Here is a 19,008-nt window from a genome sequence, read left to right as displayed (position 1 = left end):
TAATACTGTCAGTCGTTAGGCCAATTATTAACTTAATAACGTTATAATGTCGTTATAGTATACATTTAAGCGACATTATCCAAAGATAGCCAATTTTAGCAAGAGTCACCTATATAAGCATCACTCTATAAGATAAATATTAAGGGTGTTTACAGTTTATGCTCTCTGTGGTGCAATCTTACCCTTATACAGATCTGAGTTAAAAATAAAATATGATGGAAGCACAGCAGTTCTCGCAAGTCGTACTCGACTGGTATCACAAATACGGGCGCAAAACATTACCTTGGCAACAAGAAAAAACGCCTTATCACGTTTGGTTATCTGAGGTGATGTTACAACAAACTCAAGTTGCCACGGTGATCCCTTATTTTGAGCGTTTTATTGCGCGTTTTCCGAATGTTAGCGCATTAGCGAAAGCGCCACTTGATGAGGTGCTACATTTATGGACGGGTTTAGGTTATTACGCCCGCGCCAGAAACTTACATAAGGCGGCACAACACATTGTAGATAAGCATCAAGGACAGTTTCCTGATACCTTTGAGGACGTTTGTGCTTTACCGGGTGTGGGACGCTCTACAGCAGGGGCTATTTTATCGCTATCACTAAAAAAGCCTTACCCTATTCTTGATGGCAATGTAAAACGTGTTTTAGCGCGTTGTTATGCTGTAGAAGGTTGGCCGGGTAAAAAAGAAGTTGAAAATAAATTATGGGAAATCAGTGAACAAGTCACCCCAACCAAAGGGGTTGAATATTTTAATCAAGCAATGATGGATTTAGGGGCAATGGTTTGTACGCGAACAAAACCAAAATGCGAACTTTGCCCTTTAAATACAGGTTGTATTGCTTATGCTCACCATAGTTGGGCGGATTATCCGGGGAAAAAACCTAAAAAGGCTATTCCGGAAAAAACAACTTATTTTCTTATTTTACAATATGATAATCTGGTCTGGTTAGATAAAAGACCACCAGCAGGAATATGGGGAGGACTGTTCGCCTTTCCTCAGTTTGAAACAAAAATGCTTTTAGAACAGTGGCTAGCTGAACATGCTCTTGAAAATAACAAAACTGAGCAATTAATTTCATTTAGACATACTTTTAGCCATTTTCATTTAGATATAGTACCAATTTGCGTAAAACTCTCCACGTTTACCTCTCTGATGGAGGCGCAACAAGGACTTTGGTATAACTTACAAACCCCGGCAAGCGTAGGGCTTGCGGCACCTGTAGAGAATTTACTAAGACAATTAGCCTAAGCTAATACCGGCGATATTTGAGGATTTATTATGAGTAGAACTATTTTTTGTACTTTCCTAAATAAAGAAGCGGATGGACTTGATTTTCAGTTATATCCAGGAGAGCTTGGAAAACGCATTTTCAATGAGATTTCTAAAGAAGCTTGGGGTCAATGGATGGCAAAGCAAACCATGCTTATCAATGAGAAAAAACTCAACACAATGAATCCTGACGATCGCAAATTATTAGAACAAGAGATGGTAAGATTTTTATTTGAAGGCCACGATGTTCATATTGACGGCTACACACCACCTGAAAAATAATATCCATTTTCCAGAGCCATTACGGCTCTGGAGTTTTATTCACCAGAGCGATGCAATAGACCATGAAAAAAATCCTTCTCTTGCTGATTATCGCCCCTCTACTCATCTCATGTAGTAGTAAACCCACTAAAACTTTTGAGCCTGATTACAGCAAAGACACCAATGCATTCGATATATTAATGGGACAATTTGCCAATAATATCGAGATGATTTGGGGAATGCAGGAAGTATTAATCGCAGGCCCTAAAGACTACGTAAAATATACGGACGCTTATAGAACTCGTAGCCATATTAATTTTGAAGCGGGTACTATCACTATTGAAACCCTAGGGGGTGACGCGCCTCAATTCCAATTACATAAAGCGATTATCACGACATTGCTTATGGGAGAAGATCCCGGCTCTATCGACCTCTACTCTGATGTAAATAATATTCCCCACAGTACAGAGCCTTTTTTATTAGGACAAGTACTTGATAATACAGGGCAGCCTATACGCTGGGAGTGGCGAGCAAATAAATTTGCAGATTATCTAATTGCCAATAAATTACAAAAACGTCAATCAGGGCTGAACACTATTTGGTATGTCACTATTAACTTAGTACCTAACCACTTAGATAAACGTGCACATAAATATTTACCTTATGTACAACAAGCCGCGGCCAAGTATGGTGTTGAACCTTCACTGATCCTTGCCATTATGCAAATTGAATCCAGCTTCAACCCCTATGCGGTAAGTAGCTCAGATGCACTAGGTTTAATGCAAATTATGCCAGCAACAGCCGGACGAGATGTATTTCGTATGCAAGGTAAATCAGGGCAGCCAAGTCGCAGTTACTTATTTGATCCGGCAAATAATATCGATGTTGGTACAGCGTATATCTCGATATTACAAAATAGCTACTTAGGTGACATTAAAGATCCCGTTTCTCGTCGCTATGCGGTGATACAGGCTTATAATGGTGGTGCGGGTAGTGTCTTACGCATCTTCCACAGTGATAAGAAAAAAGCAGCCGCGATGATTAATAACTTAGCGCCAACGGAAGTTTATACGACATTGCGCAATAAACATCCGGCCGACCAATCACGGCGTTATCTTGAAAAGGTAAGCACCGCACAACGTAACTATCGTTAACCATTATTATGTTTAAAAATAAAGCTTACCCAATCAATTTGGGTAAGCTTTTTTTGTTATCAGTGCCCTACTTTTGTTCACTTCGCTACATTTTTTCTTTATTGCTCTGCGACAACAAAAATCACTTCAGTACTCTTTTTACTCATTTTGTGAAAAAAAGAGTCTTTTATTAATCAATGAGATTAAAAAAACAGCGATTGAACAGTTTTGTGATAAATAACGTTGACGAAGACGGTGAGATCGGGTTTAATACGCCCCGTTGCCCGGATAGCTCAGTCGGTAGAGCAGGGGATTGAAAATCCCCGTGTCCTTGGTTCGATTCCGAGTCCGGGCACCATATTTCTTTTGTTCGTCAGTGAGTTAAATCACTGAGAGGGCAAACAAGAGTTGAAAAATAATATAATTTGGCACAGTCACTTTATGTTAAAACTCTTAAACTAAACAGTCTTGCTCATACCAAGGCTGTTTTTTTTTATTTGTCACTTTTACTTTCTTTCCTAATCACTGTCAAATCTAGATACTCCTCCTGTTATTCTTATCACATCAATTCCGCTTCAAGTATATCTCGCAAGTTATCAACACTTTCATACCTTATATCAATTAAATATGTCATTAAAGATGCAGCCCTATGCGCTTACTATTCGGTAACGTCACATCTATAGAAAGTTCGCCACCTAAAGCTTTTATATAGCGCTTTAACGTTGATAGCTTTGGATCGTTATCAACATTCTCAAGCTTAGCTATAGAGGGTTGAGAAATACCAAGCGATTGAGCCAACTCTGTTTGCGAAAGGTTTAATTCCTCACGAATTTTAGCGAGTGTGATTTCACGGCGAATTTCTTCTGCTCGGGTTTCAATTTTTGCCAGTGCTTCGGCTAATTGTTTTTTAATTAGTTTACCTAAAGTGGACATGTTATTTCTCCTGCTCTAATAGAGGTGCAGTATATTCAGCATCGGCTATTTTGATTAATTTCTTATAGAAACGAGTTTCATCTTTCCTTTTTTATCACCAGCACATAGCACAATACCACGGCGAATGAGATCAAATGCAAAACACGCTCTAATCGGATGACCACCAACCTGAATTCTCAGTTCCTTCATATTCGGATATTTTGAACCTTTTAGTGTATCAACTTGAGGGCGACCAAGATTAGGGCCATCCTCACGCAAAAATCATTAACACCGCCAATACTTCAATTTGTATCTCTTCATCTTGTTCTTCAAACCAAGAATCAAACAAATCTCTCGTTAGTATTTCCCACATAAGTCATTATAACCTCTAGATTATATTGTCAATATATTAGTAATTCATAGTGTGTTATGAAAGTCTGGACTTCGATTAACAATTATTATATTTAAAAATATATAAATCTATTTTTATTTAACTTAATAAATTAAATTATTAATGTAATAATATATTCTAAATAATACATTGCCTTATTTTAATATAGCTCTGCTATTTTCTCTCTGTTATACTTTCCTTCTCTTCTCGGACTAGCATATGTATTTATGGGATTAATAATTCAAGAGCAATGTGTTATTGTTGATCATAATTGCCCCGACTGGCTAATAACTCGGTCTGAAGGGAATCCAACTATTGATTATACAGATGGCTTAAAAATTTATGCTATTTTTAAAAGACAATTCCTTTCAGGTAAAAGAAGACGTAATAGAAAACAACGTCAACTGGGGGATAATTGTCCTTTAATTTATGCTTTGAAAAAAAAGGATGATTTATATACAAATATTTCTAGCATAAAAAAACTCAATGATAGCTTCAAAATTATTTGCAATAAACTTATGGAATTAGAACCTAAAGGGTATCAACTAATAATATCAATGCCTTCAGCCCATAATATTAGCCCTATTATCGCAAAACGTTTAGCAAAAAAATTTAATGCCACATATTTAACTGATATTTTAAGAAAAATAACAGTCGATAATGCTTTTCAACTTCTCGATAAAGCAGATATTAATATTGAAGAGGCTAAAAGTCTTAGTTTCAAAATTAAATTACAAGCAAAAGAAGTTGGACTTAAAGGAGGGTTTTCACTAAAAAGTATCCCTACTGAATTTAGGAATATATTTCCACCATTTGTTTTAAACACACAAGCATCATCCAATACTGAAAAAATCAGAATATTACTTGTCGATGATCTTATGGCTACAGGAACAACATTAACTACAGCTAGGGATATCATTGCACAACAGTATCCAAATGCCATTATACATGCTATCTGCCTATTCAGTTCAATAAAAAAACAAAACAAAAAGGCTTGATAATATCAAAATAAACAGGTATAAAAACACGATAGAGTGTGCTTGAGTCTCCCCGCTCTTAAAATCCAGATGAGACCCGCGTAAGCACCTGACTGAGGTCAGCTTGTAAAGAGCAAGTATCAGTCGATTAGGCAGCGGCTAATCCTTCAACACATATTGTTGTCGTAGAGAAATATCAAAAGGAGAACTTAGGTTCTCCTTTTACTTTTTAATCTTATGTGAAAAATTAACAAAGCATTCTTCCTTTCAAATTTCGTTACTGCTACTTATCACGCCCTTTATAAATACTTCTTAATACTCTCTACTATTACAAAATAGCTAGCCCTATTAAAAGAGTAAGTAATCAGAAACTAATTTTGTAATAAAAAATAGACTAGTTACGCCATAAATATACAGAAGAGGGCCTAAACTCTCTCTTTCTATATTCAATAAAGTATTAAAAACTTCATTCTGCGATGATCTGATGTTTTTTCCTTTTGGAGTAACAAAGGTCACTTCTTTTCCACTATGACTACAAGCAGTACTAACTGTACTTCTTGTCTTCTCGAGTCTCAATATCAGAACCTCATTCTAAAGCGCTAACGCACAATTGAAAATAAAGTGACAAGCTCCTGCGAAGCACCGCATATTACCCTCCTACTGAACATTTGATATTAATTGGAATTTGAAGGCTTAAAGTTGTTATATGGATATCATTGTACTTTGGTCTATGACAAAAGAAACTGAGTTAGCCGGAAAACCACACCTTATATCGCGCCCCTGAAAGATGGGTTTTACGACGCACCTGATAATTTGATAAAGGGAACATACACTATATTTATAATCAAAATAAAAAATATTTATTATATTTATACAAACAACCAACCCTATACATTCATAATGAAAATATTTTATATTTATTATATTGCTATTTATAATATAGACTTAGCGACTATATTAATTATAAGTTCTCTTATTAAAAACAAAACAACAAATAATTAACAAGCAACATATTAATTAAAGACAAAACTATTCTTAAAATGATATATTTTGATCTATATCACAGTATAATTCGGGTGTTTAATTATATTAATTTATAGTTGTTATATAGGTCTTAATAATTAACGGATGCGAAAATGGAAAATAATAATCGATTTTGGCCACATATAAGACGTATTACACATATAATGATGTTTTCACATCGTTCATGTTTTGATTTTAATCTTTTCAACGCTCAAAGATAATCTCTCTATTGGCATCCATCACGTGGTTTGCATATTACCAGCGTATGGATAGTCAACCTCTTTACCATTATAAATCACATTTTATGTGACTATAATGGATTCTTATTGATCATTCATATTCCTGGTTTTTATGCATAGTAATGTGCAGTTAATTAGTTCTTATTATTGGTAATTTTGCTAAAAACATATTACTAAAATTATAAAAACCATCATTCTATACATTATTTTTATACGTGATGACATAAATATAAACGTGATTTTTATAACTCGACACTCTATCGAGGGAAAAAACTCGCATTTATAAAAATAAAAAAACTGAAATATTTTTACTTAATATTTCAGCGGGAATTTTTTACCAAAAAAAGGTATTAAAAATGAAAAGTTATAAAATAGCGGTCAGCTACGATATGTCTGACTATATTTCAACCCACCGTGAATGTGTCGATATTCTACATACTGATTTTTCTGATGTTGCCGTGATTATTATTTCACTTGATGACATTCAGAATGGAAAGCTTAATTTAATTGAACAAAATAGCTTTGAACAGCCTATTTTTGCCATTATTAATAAAGATGAAGTTATCCCTGCTAATATTATTAATCGATTAACTGGTGTAATTGATTTAAATAAAAAAAATAGTGAGTTATATAATAAACAACTAGAAACTGCAGCGTTAAAATATGAAGAGAGTCTATTACCTCCTTTTTTCGGCAGCTTAAAAAAATACGTTGAACAAGGAAATTCAGCTTTTGATTGTCCTGGGCATCAAGGAGGTGAATTTTTCCGCCGTCATCCTCTAGGTAACCAATTTGTCGAGTATTTTGGTGAAAACTTATTCCGCTCTGATTTATGTAATGCCGATGTTTCTATGGGTGATCTGCTGATCCACGAAGGTGCCCCATGTGCCGCACAACAACATGCAGCAAAAGTCTTTAATGCCGATAAAACTTATTTCGTTCTTAATGGTACATCTTCCTCCAATAAAGTCGTTCTTAATGCCTTATTGGCACCAGATGACCTAGTATTATTTGATCGTAATAATCACAAATCAAACCATCACGGAGCATTAATTCAAGCAGGAGCAACGCCTGTTTATCTTGAAGCTGCACGTAACCCATTTGGGTTTATCGGTGGGATTGATGCTCACTGTTTTGAAGAAAAATATCTTCGTGAACTCATCAAAGAAGTCGCCCCTACACGTGCAAATGAAAAGCGCCCTTTCCGCCTAGCCGTTATCCAATTAGGTACCTATGACGGAACAATATATAACGCACGTCAGGTAGTCGATAAAATCGGACATTTATGTGACTACATTTTATTTGACTCCGCGTGGGTGGGCTATGAACAGTTTATTCCAATGATGAAAGATTGTTCTCCACTTCTACTTGAACTGAATGAAAACGATCCGGGTATCTTAGTTACACAATCTGTACATAAACAACAAGCGGGATTCTCTCAAACCTCACAGATCCACAAAAAAGATCGCCATATTAAAGGTCAAAAACGCTATGTAAATCATAAACGTCTCAATAACGCCTTTATGATGCATGCCTCAACTAGTCCATTCTACCCATTATTTGCAGCTTTGGATGTGAATGCCAAAATGCATGAAGGTGAGTCAGGTAAACGTTTATGGATGAATTGCGTAAAAACAGGGATTGAAACCCGTAAATTACTCCTGCAATCCTGTAAACATATTCGCCCGTTTATTCCAGAAACTATCGATGGCCGTGCATGGGAAGATTTTGATACTGATGAAATTGCCAATGATCTCCGATTCTTTAATTTTGTTCCGGGAGAGCGCTGGCACTCATTTGAGGGATATGAAGAAAATCAATACTTTGTTGATCCATGTAAATTACTACTAACCACCCCAGGTATTAATGCCAAAACAGGAAAATATGAATCATTTGGTGTTCCTGCCACCATTTTGGCGAACTATCTACGTGAAAATAACATTATTCCTGAAAAATGCGATCTTAACTCCATATTATTCCTGCTAACGCCTGCAGAAAGCATGGCGAAAATGCAGCATCTGGTCGCACAAATTGCTCGCTTTGAACAATTACTGGAACAAGATGCCCCACTGAAAGAGGTACTTCCATCAGTATATCATGCCAACCAAACACGTTATCAAGGATACACCATCCGTCAATTGTGCCAAGAAATGCATGATATGTATGTGAAATTTAATGTAAAACAACTGCAAAAAGAGATGTTCCGTAAATCACATTTCCCACAAGTCAGTATGTTACCTCAAGAAGCCAATATCGCTTTTGTGCGTGGCGAGGTGGAGTTAGTTGCCGTGGAAAAAATTGAAGGCCGTATCGCCGCCGAAGGTGCTCTACCTTATCCACCAGGAGTACTGTGTGTAGTGCCAGGGGAAATTTGGGGTGGCTCTGTACAGCAATATTTTCTAGCGCTAGAAGAAGGAATTAATCTATTCCCGGGATTCTCACCGGAATTACAAGGTGTATATATCCGCAATGATGAGGACGGTCGTCTGCGGGCATATGGCTATGTAATTAAGCACTGAGTTAATTAATTTATGCGTGACGGAGTGTGAATAAGCATGCTCCGTCAACCGGAGAGTAAAACGATGAGTACTTCAAAAAATAAAATGAGTGTATTGCAACTCACTATATTAACTGCGGTGAATATGATGGGTTCCGGTATTATTATGCTACCGACCAAGCTAGCCGAAGTAGGAACCATTTCTATTTTATCTTGGATTGTCACTGCAGTCGGCTCTATGGCTCTGGCCTATGCATTTGCTAAATGCGGTATGTTTAGCCGTCGTAGCGGAGGAATGGGAGGGTATGCCGAGTATGCCTTTGGCAAATCGGGGAATTTTATGGCCAATTATACCTATGGTATTTCCCTGTTAATTGCCAATGTCGCTATCGCAATTTCTGCTGTGGGTTATGGTGCCGAACTGATGGATGCGACAATGACTCCGTTAGGTATTTGTATTGCAACGATTGTTGTATTGTGGATCTGCACAATAGCAAATTTTGGTGGTGCGCGGATCACCGGACAAATAAGCAGCATCACTGTCTGGGGGGTGATCATCCCTGTTGTGGGTATTTCAATTATTGGCTGGTGGTGGTTCAATCCTGCACAATACATTAACTCTTGGAATCCACATAATTTTCCATTCTTTGAAGCCGTAGGCTCTTCTATTGCCATGACCTTATGGGCATTTTTAGGTATGGAATCAGCTTGTGCCAATAGTGAAGCAGTTGAAAATCCTGAAAAGAATGTTCCTATTGCTGTATTAGGTGGCACATTAGGTGCAGCCGTTATTTATATCGTATCAACAAATGTTATCGCAGGTATTGTGCCAAATATGGATCTGGCAAACTCTACCGCGCCATTTGGCTTAGCCTTCTCCCAAATGTTTACCCCAGGTGTTGGGAAAATCATTATGGCGCTAATGATTATGTCTTGTTGTGGATCTTTACTTGGCTGGCAGTTCACCATCGCACAAGTATTTAAGGCGTCATCAGATTCTGGTTATTTTCCAAAAATATTTTCTGCAGTTAGCAAAGCAGATGCCCCGGTAAAAGGAATGTTAGTTATTGTTGTTATTCAATCTGCACTGTCACTGATGACCATCAGCCCATCATTAAATAAACAGTTTAATGTACTCGTCAATCTAGCAGTTGTGACTAATATTATTCCTTACATCCTTTCTATGGCGGCAATGATTATTTTACAAAAAGTCGCCAAAGTGGAACCTCATAAAGCGAGAACCAGTAATATCATCGCATTCATTGGGGCGATTTATAGTTTCTATGCTCTGTATTCATCTGGTGAAGACGCTGTAATGTGGGGGGCATTAGCCACATTCTTGGGATGGACACTATATGGTTTTGTCTCCCCACGATTTGAAATGAAACAAAACCAAGACCTAATGACAAAATAACACACGCTATTCGTTATATTCCTCCCGCATAAAATTCCAGCGGGAGGAACTTTTCTCACAACAAAATAATCAGCATTGACAGGTACTTAATAAGCTACCTGTATGCTCCCCTGTCGTGGAGATAGCAAAATGATGATATCAGAAATCACCAAACCGAAACGAGGACGTCCCCCCAAAAATCATAGTCCTAATACAGATGTAAAAAATATAGTTATTCAAAGTGGTATAGAAATGTTTTCTGAAAAAGGCTATATCAGTTCAGACATTTGTAAGATATTAGAAAAAGTTGGTATCCCGAAAGGATCATTTTATTATTACTTTGGTAGTAAAGAAAAATTTGGTTTAGTCGTCATCCAACATTATGACAACTTTATTTCTAAGCAACTAGATAACTATTTGTCTTATACTGCATTACCTTTCCCCAAAAGACTATTAGCATTTTGTCACATGATAAAATCAGAAATGGAAAAGTATCATTGGCAACGAGGATGCTTAGTAGGTAATCTCATACAAGACATTGTTAATTTACCCATTAGCTATTATAAAATACTGAATAATGTGATTTCTGGATGGCAGAAAAAGGTAGAAAATTATCTTCTAGAAGCACAAAAATATAAGTTTATATCTAAAAACATTGATTGTAGACAAATGGCTATTTTTTTCTGGATGGGTTGGCAAGGAGCAATAATGCAAGCAAAACTAACCTGCTCTAATCAGCCACTAGATATATTTATCTCTATTTTTATGGCGCAGGTGTTTGGTATTCCTCAACATGAACTAGAAATTACTAAAAATAGAATAATTTAATATCTCTATACTTAATATACTGAGTTTATAATTAACTAATAGTTAACTATTATTTATAACAGAAAATTAGATTAATATATTCAAATGATAAATATATCATCATCTAAATAATATATTGAATTAAAAACTGTTTCGTGAGAGAAAATATATACTAAAACTCAACTTTAAACATCCATGTAAAAATCTTCTTATTTAATAAATAGTATATAGGTAATAGCTTGATAACAGGTCATAACTGCTTCTATGATAGTTATGACCTCAAAATTATTACCGCTCTTGTAATGCCTGCTTCATTCTTGTTATAGGTTTGATCAAATATTGGAAAACCGTTTTCTCACCTGTTTTAATATCAACACTGGCGATCATACCCGGAATAACAGGAAGCTCTTTTCCATTTTTATCCGTAAGATGACTACTTTGAGTTGTGACCAATACGCGATAAAAAGCTTCATCTTGATTAAGTTTTAAATCACTAGGTCTTTTTTGATCATGCAATGTATCTGGGCTTACCAAAGTCACGACGCCTTCTAACCCACCATAAATCGCATAATCATAAGCAGTCAATTTTACTAATGCAGGCATACCAGCACGTACATAGGCCACATCTCGAGGACTAATATAAGCTTCAACTAATAACTGATCTTCTAAAGGAACAATTTCCATTATATCCTGCCCTGCTGAAATTACTCCACCAACTGTATTAATACGGATATTTTTCACAATACCTCTTAATGGTGCACGTATTAAAGCACGTTCAACAGGATCAGCTCGCCCAGCCATATTTTCCCTTGCTTGAGCTAATTCCGCTTCTGTTTTAACTAATTCAGCCCCAGCTTCAGTTAAATATTTATTTTTCTTTTCATCTATTTGTAATTGAATATCGGCTGATTGCCTCTCCATTCTTAATAATTCCACAGCAGACATTGCACCTTGTGCAACTATTGGCTTAGTGATAGAAATTTCTCGGTCTAACAATGCTTTACTTTGTTGTAAATTGTCTATTCCTGATTTCAATGCGTCTTTACGTATCTTGTATACTGTTGTTTCACGAGTTACTAATTCTGTTGATAAACCTTCTGGAAAGCTAAGCTCAGTAGAATAAGCCTCCGCTTTAAGTCGTGCTCGTATTGCTTCTAGATTAGCAACTTTTGCTTCACTTTCTCTTAAGATAGCCGATGTTCGAGTATCATCTAGCGTTAATAATACTTGACCTTTTTCAACTATATCCCCTTCTTTAACTTGCATACTTTTTAATATGCCAGCATCCAATGTTTGGATTATCTGCTCGCGACTGCTAGGAATAATACTGCCTTGACCACGAGTTACCTCTTCAAGATTACTATTCCATGCCCAAATAACGAAAATAACCATAAAGATCAGCAATATTGTGATCATCATAAAACTTTTATGATGTTTTTCATTCTGAAGTGCTGCATGCAAGTCATTTAGAAGTGCTAAGTCCTTATTAGAAAGAACCTCTTTAGTATGACTTGAAGGCATCAGGTGTTTTTTATTTAGTTCATTCATTTCACATTCCCAATCTTACTTATCTATTTTGGTTTTTTGAGTGAGCAGTTATTTGTTTTTCTGTTTCATTTTTAGCTAACTGCTGTAAAACCGCATCTCTGGGACCATCCATCACAACTTTGCCGTTATCAACAACAATTATTCGATTGACAATACTCAGTACCTGAGGTCGATGAGTAACAACCAATAATGTCTTTGAGCGACACCATGCTGAAATGGCATTTAATGCCTGAATTTCTGAATATTGATCAAGCCCCGTTGTTGGTTCATCAAGTAAAACAATTTTGGGATTTCTCAACGTCATTCTAGCCAAAGCAACAATTTGTTTTTGTCCACCAGAAAGACCTAACCCATTTTCTCCCAAGGACATATCTAATCCCCTAGGATGCTTTTTAATAACTTTATCCAAACCAAACCGCTTCAGTGCCACAATCAAATCTTGATCACTAGAGAAGCCATCCATACGGGCTAAATCAAGATTTTCTCTTAAACTACCTAAAAATAACCTTGGCTCTTGTTCTAATAACAAAACCTGATTACGCAAATAATGAGGATCTATTTGGCGAATATCGACATCATCTAGTGTGATACTCCCTTGCTCTGCAGGATATAATCCAGCTGCTAATTTTAAAGTCGTTGATTTACCACTGCCAATACGCCCAAGTATTCCAACTTTTTCACCTGACTTTATTTCAAATGATAAATTTTTCACTACACTGCTACTATCTTGGTTATAAGCAAATGAAACATTTTGGAATTTTATATTTCCATTTATTTGTTTTAACGTAATATATTTCCTAGCTGATTCACGTTCTGATGGTCGCTCAACAATGCCATTAACACCTTTTAATGCGACCCAAGCCTGTTGAAAGCGCACAGCTAAACCCGCAATCTGTCCTAATGGTGATAACGCTCTACCAGATAAAATAACCGTTGCGATTAACGCCCCCATTGTAATTTTACTTGCAGGATCATCGCTATGAATCAAATAAGTACCAATAATAACTAAAAATATCGTATTTAACTGTTGCATCATTACTGCAAAATAAATAACAAAATTACTGATGTTTTTAACTTTCATTGATGAAGATGCTGTTTTTGCTGTGTAATAATCCCAACGCTTTTGCGCCCAATTCATGGCATTATTCGTTTTTAATGTTTCTATGCCTTCAATCGCTTCTACAGCTAATCCTTGCCTTTGAGATGATTCCTTCATCGATTCATTAATATATTTGGATAAAGGGATCTGAGCTAAAAGTCCGACAATAATAACCAATGGAATTATAGTAAGTGGCACAAAAGCTAAATAGCCTCCAACAAGCGCAATTACAGATACAAATAAAATTAAAAAAGGCATATCAACTAATGTTAATAAACTCGCGCTCGTCATAAAATCACGGACAGATTCAAAATCTCGTAAATTATTAACATAGGAGCCAGATGATATAGGTTTTTCTTGTAACTTAAGATTTGTGACCTTTCTAAATAAAGCAGAACTGATAATTAAATCAGCTTTCTTACCAGCAATATCAGTTAACCGGCCTCGGAGCATTTTAGCTGTAAATTCAAATAATATTGCAATAATTACCCCGATACTTAAAACCCAGAGTGTTTGATATGACTTATTAGGTATTACTCTGTCATAAACATTCATGACATATAATGAACTAACAAGTGCCAAAAAATTAATAACAAAAGTAGCGAGAATGATTTGATAGTAATATTTTTTAAAGCGCCATATAACTTTAAAAAACCATGCTTTAGGCATCGTATATTCAGGCAATTCTGAACGAACATCTTCTGTAATACGTGGCTTAATGAACCAGCAATAACCTAAATATTTTTCACTTAATTCAGATTGTGTTAACCATATAGATAAACCATCTACTTGCTGAATTTTATATTTACGTTGTCCAGTTTCATCAAATGAAACTTCGGTTAAAACAGCACTCTCTTCATTTTTTAATAATAATAATACTGGCATAGCTAGAGAGGGAATATCATCTAATAATCGTTGTGATAATGTATTTTCAAATCCTTCACTTTTCAGATATTCAACCAGTGATGAAAAATCAATTCCCATCTTTGTAGTACGGATTGTATGTGCAGTCAGTGTAGCCACAGATAAATGTGTGCCTAATAACTGGGTTGTAAGAGAAAGACCTTCTATGATCAATTTCATAACTACAATATTTACCTTAATTTATTAGTGAGTGTGTGAATTAAGTGCCCAGTGCGAAAGTTTTCCTTGTGCATACAAATAATCAAGCATCCCGTACCTAAGATCACTCAATGTCGTGGCATAAGATAATTCAACATCAGATAACTCTTTTTCTGCATTCAAAACATCTAACAAAGAACGGCGTGCAACATTAAATTGCAATTGATAAAAATCGACTACTTTTGTCGATGATAAAATTTGTGCATCTAATATCTTCAATTTTTGAGTACTTTTTTGGATATTAATTACTGATAAACGTCTTGCTTCTTCAATATCTCTAATCACTCTCTCCATTCTCTGTTGTGCCGCGTTTAATTGACTTACTTTTTCATCAATAGAATATAATGATGAAAAATTAATAATGTCCCATGTCACATCAATGCCTATCTGACGATCATCTTTAGTTATATTTCCAGTTAAATTAATTCTTGGTAATTGTTTTTTATTTTCTACTTTAACGCCCATTTTTTTAGCATCGATATCAGCCTGACTCACGAGATAAGCTGGATTTTGATTATTATTTTCCGCAGTGAATTCGCTATACATATCACTGACCGTCATTCCATCAAAAGGATTGACAAGATCGCTTTCACCAACGGGGAAACCCGTATATTTTGATAACGTACTTAACGTTGTCATTAATTCTTTTTCATAATAGTTAATATCTTGTTCTACTAATATTTTTCTTGCTTCTGCCTGAACATATTCAGAAACACGCCCTTCATCATTACGGGCTATCACATTTAATTCAGATATAATCTTATTATGTCTATCTAAACTTTTTTTCTTTACCGCAATAGATTCTTTAGCTAACAATGCTTTTAAATAGAGATCTGATATGGTGTAAGCGACATTTTCTTTCGTTTCGCTATATTTAAATTGATAATAGAGTTGTTCTTTTTCATTACGTTCAACATCATTTTCTATTCCACCGAAAGAATAGATATTTAATTCACCTCGTAACCCTGGAATAAAACTATTATTGTCATAGTCGCTTTTATCTCTATGATATTGTCCTAATAATTTATTTCCAGTTACGCTTATTACGGGAAAATGTTGAGCTCTAGTCTGATTAACTTTTGCAACGGCTATATCTATATCAGCTTTAGCTTCTAATAACTCCGGTGCATTATTTAATGAATTATTTAATATATACTTTAAAGAGTTTGCATGTGAATTAAATAATACACCTCCTAAAATAACAAACGTTATTATTTTGAGTTTATTTATAGAAAACACAGATATTACCTCTAATAAGAAAATATAATCTAAATATAAAAGTTTTATGATTAGATAATAAGGCTGCCCGAAAGAGCAGCCTTAGATTTAATTACAACAGATAATTAAATAACACCTCCATTATCGATAATATTATTATCAATATAGACATTAGCACCACTTGCACTGCTATAAAGAGTGTAAGTATGTTCAGTACCATCTAATGCGGTTGCTTTTGTTGTAGTGGCAGTAGCTGTAAATGTACCTAAACCTCCAGCACCATCGGCACCTAAATCCACCTTATCATTAGCATCACCGGAAATATAAATCGTTGAATTTGCATTCATTCCCAACACATCAGATGCGGTTAACTTAATAGTCTGAGAGCTATTGTCCACTTTCAACTCACTGTTAACCGTCATATCGACTTTTTCGAAATTAGCAATACCTTCATCAGTCTTAGTGGCCATATTTACCGTAATCGTACCTGATAAGACTAAAGTATCAGTTCCCTCTCCCCCATTAATATATCCCTGATTACCTATAGGTGAAGGATCATAATCTTTTGTCAAAATCACAGTATCATCGCCAGCACCCGCATCAACTGTCAGATTTTTACCAATTGTGCCTAATTTTATGGTGTCATTGCCATCTTCACCATTCACTAATGTCGCGCTAACAGAATCCCCCATAACACCAGCAGTAGCATCAAACACATCATCTCCTGCCCCTAGTGAAATAGTTGTGTTATACGCACCTTCAGTGACAGTAACCGTATCATTGCCATCCCCCATAGAAACAGTGGCACCACCATAAATCCACCCAGCAGTTAGAGTGTCTGTATTATCACCAACAGAAACATTACCAGTCAGATTTTTAGTGATAGTGATATTATCACTACCATATCCACCTAAAATTTCACCGGAGACAGAACCATAAATAGTGACAGTATTAACATCTGTGACCGCATCAATGTTATTGTCATTACCTAAGCTTAAATTACTGCCATCCTGATAAACAGAAAGATACTCATTTGGCATATTTGACTTATCTTGAGTACCACTACCCAGATCTAATAAACCGGACAATTCGGTATTATTTTGATCATTGGCATCACCTTGAGTAAAGGTATCACTACCTGAGCCAAGATAGATTTGACCAGCATTGGTTACCCCTGTACGTTTAATCGTAACGGTATCATTACCAGATTCCATAAAGAGATAACTACCAGCATACATAGAACGTAACGCTGTATTCATGCCGTCCATAGTAAAGGTATCATTACCTTCACCAGCATAGACTCGTGTATTGGTTAACATATTACCGCGGATCACCATCAGGTCATCACCAGCACCTAAATCAACAGTTGTAATACTTTGATTACCATCTGTTTTTGTGCCATCAGGTCCATTATCCTGCGAGTTAGCAAGATTGCTGTATGATGAAGTTTCGCTACCATCCTGATAATAACCAACATAAATCGTATCATTGTAATCTGTCGTTAGCTTAGGATCTTTTTTACCGCTATCAACTCCGATGGTATATCCAAAGTCCCCATTTTCAGCCACCGATGAGGATAATGAATACTTCAGTGTAAAATCGCCGTCCAGATTACGTAATGAAATAGGGTTGCCATCATAAATAACCCCCGTAGCAGAAGCACCTGCATTATTTACTGTATCAGTTACAGCGGTAGCGTTATTAGATGTTCCCGTAATGGTTGCAACAACTTTCTCCATACCTTCAGCATTAAATGCATTTTGGTTAGCTTCCATTGTTGGATCAACTATAAATGAAACACTCTTAGATCCAGCAGGAATAACAACCGTTACAGTTGAAGCTCCATCATAGGTTACTTTACCAGTGTCCCCATGTAGGGCGATTTTCCCATCATGCTGAGAGCCTGCAAGCGTTGAATAATCCGGCGCACTTGCATGACCTGCATCATTTGTTAAGGTTATGGTTACGGTCACATCCTGTGCTGCAACATAATCTAGAGCAACGGTATATACTAATCCGGTAGTATCATCCTTGTCCTCTATTGTTGCAGGAACTTCTGTTATTTCACCCGAAACAGAAGCATCAGCACTAATCTTATCTCCATTGTCATTTACTGATGTTGTATCAACACTAATACTCACTGTCGGTAGCACATCTGTTTTGGACGTTGCTGTTGCTGGAGCACTTTCATTACCGCTTGGATCTTTAGCTATTGCGGTTACTTCACTGTTATCTTTTACATTATCAGATGGAATAGCGGTGTTATTGCCCTGACTGTCTGGGATCAAATTAGGATCACTAGATGTCCAACCATTATCCCCTTTCTCCATTGTTACAGTCTGTTTATCCCCTTTTTCATCTTCAAAGGTAATTTCTACCGTATCGCCTTTGTTGGCATCCCCTGGCAGTTCAACAGAAACAGAGCCATTATCCTCAGCATTTAATACAGGGGTAGATGGGGCAACGGTATCTACAGTGAAGTCCGTTGCTTTACCTTCACCACTCGTGTTACCTGCGGGATCTGTAATTTCTGCTTTAACAGAATAATTACCATCCGGAGTTGCTTTATCTGCAGGGATAGTCACATCGGCTTTACCTGCCGTCACTTCATCTGCAGTCAGTGTGTGTTCAACGGTGTCGGTTGAGCCGTCTGGTTTAGTAATAGTGAGTGTCAGTGTGTCACCTGCCGCACTACCTCCCGGTACAGTCACTTCGGTCTGTACGCCATCTTTTAGCTCGTCAGCATTTACCCCGTCCGTAGCTTCTGGAATAGTCACTACCGGTGTTGTATCCACCACACCATCACCGTCTGTATCGCCTGGGATTTGCGTATCAACCATAAAGTCCGTAGGTTTACCCTGACCACTGGTATTACCCGCCGGATCAGTAATTTCTGCGGTAACAGAATAGTTACCATCTGCTGTCACTTTATCTGCGGGGATTGTCACATCGGCTTTACCTGCCGTCACTTCATCTGCAGTCAGTGTGTGTTCAACAGTGTCGGTTGATCCATCTGGTTTGGTAATAGTGAGTGTCAGTGTGTCACCTGCTGCACTACCTCCCGGTACAGTCACTTCGGTCTGTACGCCATCTTTTAGCTCGTCAGCATTTACC

At 36.5% G+C, this 19,008-nt stretch carries 13 protein-coding genes, 1 tRNA gene and 1 pseudogene; 9 read left to right on the top strand and 6 right to left on the bottom strand.

Annotated elements, in window-relative coordinates:
* The first annotated feature begins 212 nt into the window (after positions 1-212).
* The 4 genes from mutY to AACV00_RS12800 all read left to right on the top strand — a co-directional run bounded on the left by mutY (position 213) and on the right by AACV00_RS12800 (position 3,026).
* A complete protein-coding gene (gene mutY / locus AACV00_RS12815) occupies positions 213-1,253 on the top strand; it encodes an A/G-specific adenine glycosylase (protein ID WP_036919900.1) in 1,041 nt (346 codons plus the stop codon).
* A gap of 30 nt (positions 1,254-1,283) precedes the next feature.
* Positions 1,284-1,556: an oxidative damage protection protein gene (locus tag AACV00_RS12810; RefSeq protein ID WP_004244837.1), complete on the top strand. Its 273-nt coding sequence runs from the start codon at positions 1,284-1,286 to the stop codon at positions 1,554-1,556.
* A gap of 62 nt (positions 1,557-1,618) precedes the next feature.
* Positions 1,619-2,689, top strand: coding sequence for a membrane-bound lytic murein transglycosylase MltC (gene mltC / locus AACV00_RS12805; RefSeq protein ID WP_161680245.1), 1,071 nt, complete (start codon positions 1,619-1,621; stop codon positions 2,687-2,689).
* A gap of 261 nt (positions 2,690-2,950) precedes the next feature.
* A tRNA-Phe gene (locus tag AACV00_RS12800) sits at positions 2,951-3,026 on the top strand.
* A gap of 275 nt (positions 3,027-3,301) precedes the next feature.
* Here AACV00_RS12800 and AACV00_RS12795 read toward each other — a convergent pair.
* Both AACV00_RS12795 and AACV00_RS12790 read right to left on the bottom strand, forming a co-directional pair.
* Positions 3,302-3,601 (bottom strand): helix-turn-helix domain-containing protein, encoded by a 300-nt coding sequence (locus AACV00_RS12795; RefSeq protein ID WP_104459494.1) that lies wholly within the window; start codon positions 3,599-3,601, stop codon positions 3,302-3,304.
* Between the two features lies 1 nt (position 3,602).
* Positions 3,603-3,953 (bottom strand): annotated as a pseudogene (locus tag AACV00_RS12790) (type II toxin-antitoxin system RelE/ParE family toxin).
* Positions 3,954-4,198: 245 nt separating this feature from the next.
* Here AACV00_RS12790 and AACV00_RS12785 point away from each other — a divergent pair.
* The 5 genes from AACV00_RS12785 (at position 4,199) to AACV00_RS12765 (ending at position 10,928) form a co-directional block, all read left to right on the top strand.
* Complete coding sequence (locus AACV00_RS12785; RefSeq protein WP_104459493.1) at positions 4,199-4,969, top strand: phosphoribosyltransferase; 771 nt, start codon at positions 4,199-4,201, stop codon at positions 4,967-4,969.
* A 1,115-nt stretch (positions 4,970-6,084) separates the two neighbouring features.
* Positions 6,085-6,192, top strand: a complete 108-nt coding sequence (gene speFL, locus AACV00_RS12780; RefSeq protein WP_107034653.1) for a leader peptide SpeFL — start codon at positions 6,085-6,087, stop codon at positions 6,190-6,192.
* Positions 6,193-6,566: 374 nt separating this feature from the next.
* Positions 6,567-8,729: an ornithine decarboxylase SpeF gene (gene speF, locus AACV00_RS12775; RefSeq protein ID WP_110706728.1), complete on the top strand. Its 2,163-nt coding sequence runs from the start codon at positions 6,567-6,569 to the stop codon at positions 8,727-8,729.
* A 63-nt stretch (positions 8,730-8,792) separates the two neighbouring features.
* Positions 8,793-10,121, top strand: coding sequence for a putrescine-ornithine antiporter (gene potE / locus AACV00_RS12770; RefSeq protein ID WP_094959648.1), 1,329 nt, complete (start codon positions 8,793-8,795; stop codon positions 10,119-10,121).
* Between the two features lie 129 nt (positions 10,122-10,250).
* Positions 10,251-10,928 (top strand): TetR/AcrR family transcriptional regulator, encoded by a 678-nt coding sequence (locus AACV00_RS12765; RefSeq protein ID WP_104731526.1) that lies wholly within the window; start codon positions 10,251-10,253, stop codon positions 10,926-10,928.
* 267 nt (positions 10,929-11,195) lie between these two features.
* On the opposite strand, the gene AACV00_RS12760 is transcribed toward AACV00_RS12765, so the two are convergent.
* From AACV00_RS12760 to AACV00_RS12745, 4 genes are all read right to left on the bottom strand, one after another.
* Positions 11,196-12,455 (bottom strand): HlyD family type I secretion periplasmic adaptor subunit, encoded by a 1,260-nt coding sequence (locus AACV00_RS12760; RefSeq protein WP_001985443.1) that lies wholly within the window; start codon positions 12,453-12,455, stop codon positions 11,196-11,198.
* 19 nt (positions 12,456-12,474) lie between these two features.
* Entirely contained in the window at positions 12,475-14,637 is a 2,163-nt protein-coding gene (locus tag AACV00_RS12755; protein ID WP_001985442.1) for a type I secretion system permease/ATPase, read from the bottom strand.
* Positions 14,638-14,661: 24 nt separating this feature from the next.
* A complete protein-coding gene (locus AACV00_RS12750; RefSeq protein ID WP_001985440.1) occupies positions 14,662-15,915 on the bottom strand; it encodes a TolC family protein in 1,254 nt (417 codons plus the stop codon).
* A 104-nt stretch (positions 15,916-16,019) separates the two neighbouring features.
* On the bottom strand, positions 16,020-19,008 hold a 2,989-nt coding region (locus tag AACV00_RS12745; RefSeq protein WP_237584920.1), incomplete at its 5' end, for a beta strand repeat-containing protein.

Origin of the sequence: Proteus sp. G3927 (assembly GCF_963894685.1) — a bacterium.
GTDB classification, from domain to species: domain Bacteria; phylum Pseudomonadota; class Gammaproteobacteria; order Enterobacterales; family Enterobacteriaceae; genus Proteus; species Proteus mirabilis.
The sequence above is the reverse complement of the archived record's forward strand: the minus strand, read 5'-3'. Positions and strand labels throughout refer to the sequence as shown.

Bases quoted from the DNA above. Each gene is read 5' to 3' on its own strand.
- mltC (WP_161680245.1), top strand. From the start codon at position 1,619: ATGAAAAAAATCCTTCTCTTGCTGATTATCGCCCCTCTACTCATCTCA.
- AACV00_RS12785 (WP_104459493.1), top strand. From the start codon at position 4,199: ATGGGATTAATAATTCAAGAGCAATGTGTTATTGTTGATCATAATTGC.
- AACV00_RS12755 (WP_001985442.1), bottom strand. From the start codon at position 14,637: ATGAAATTGATCATAGAAGGTCTTTCTCTTACAACCCAGTTATTAGGC.
- mutY (WP_036919900.1), top strand. From the start codon at position 213: ATGATGGAAGCACAGCAGTTCTCGCAAGTCGTACTCGACTGGTATCAC.
- speFL (WP_107034653.1), top strand. From the start codon at position 6,085: ATGGAAAATAATAATCGATTTTGGCCACATATAAGACGTATTACACAT.
- AACV00_RS12765 (WP_104731526.1), top strand. From the start codon at position 10,251: ATGATGATATCAGAAATCACCAAACCGAAACGAGGACGTCCCCCCAAA.
- AACV00_RS12760 (WP_001985443.1), bottom strand. From the start codon at position 12,455: ATGAATGAACTAAATAAAAAACACCTGATGCCTTCAAGTCATACTAAA.
- speF (WP_110706728.1), top strand. From the start codon at position 6,567: ATGAAAAGTTATAAAATAGCGGTCAGCTACGATATGTCTGACTATATT.
- potE (WP_094959648.1), top strand. From the start codon at position 8,793: ATGAGTACTTCAAAAAATAAAATGAGTGTATTGCAACTCACTATATTA.
- AACV00_RS12795 (WP_104459494.1), bottom strand. From the start codon at position 3,601: ATGTCCACTTTAGGTAAACTAATTAAAAAACAATTAGCCGAAGCACTG.
- AACV00_RS12810 (WP_004244837.1), top strand. From the start codon at position 1,284: ATGAGTAGAACTATTTTTTGTACTTTCCTAAATAAAGAAGCGGATGGA.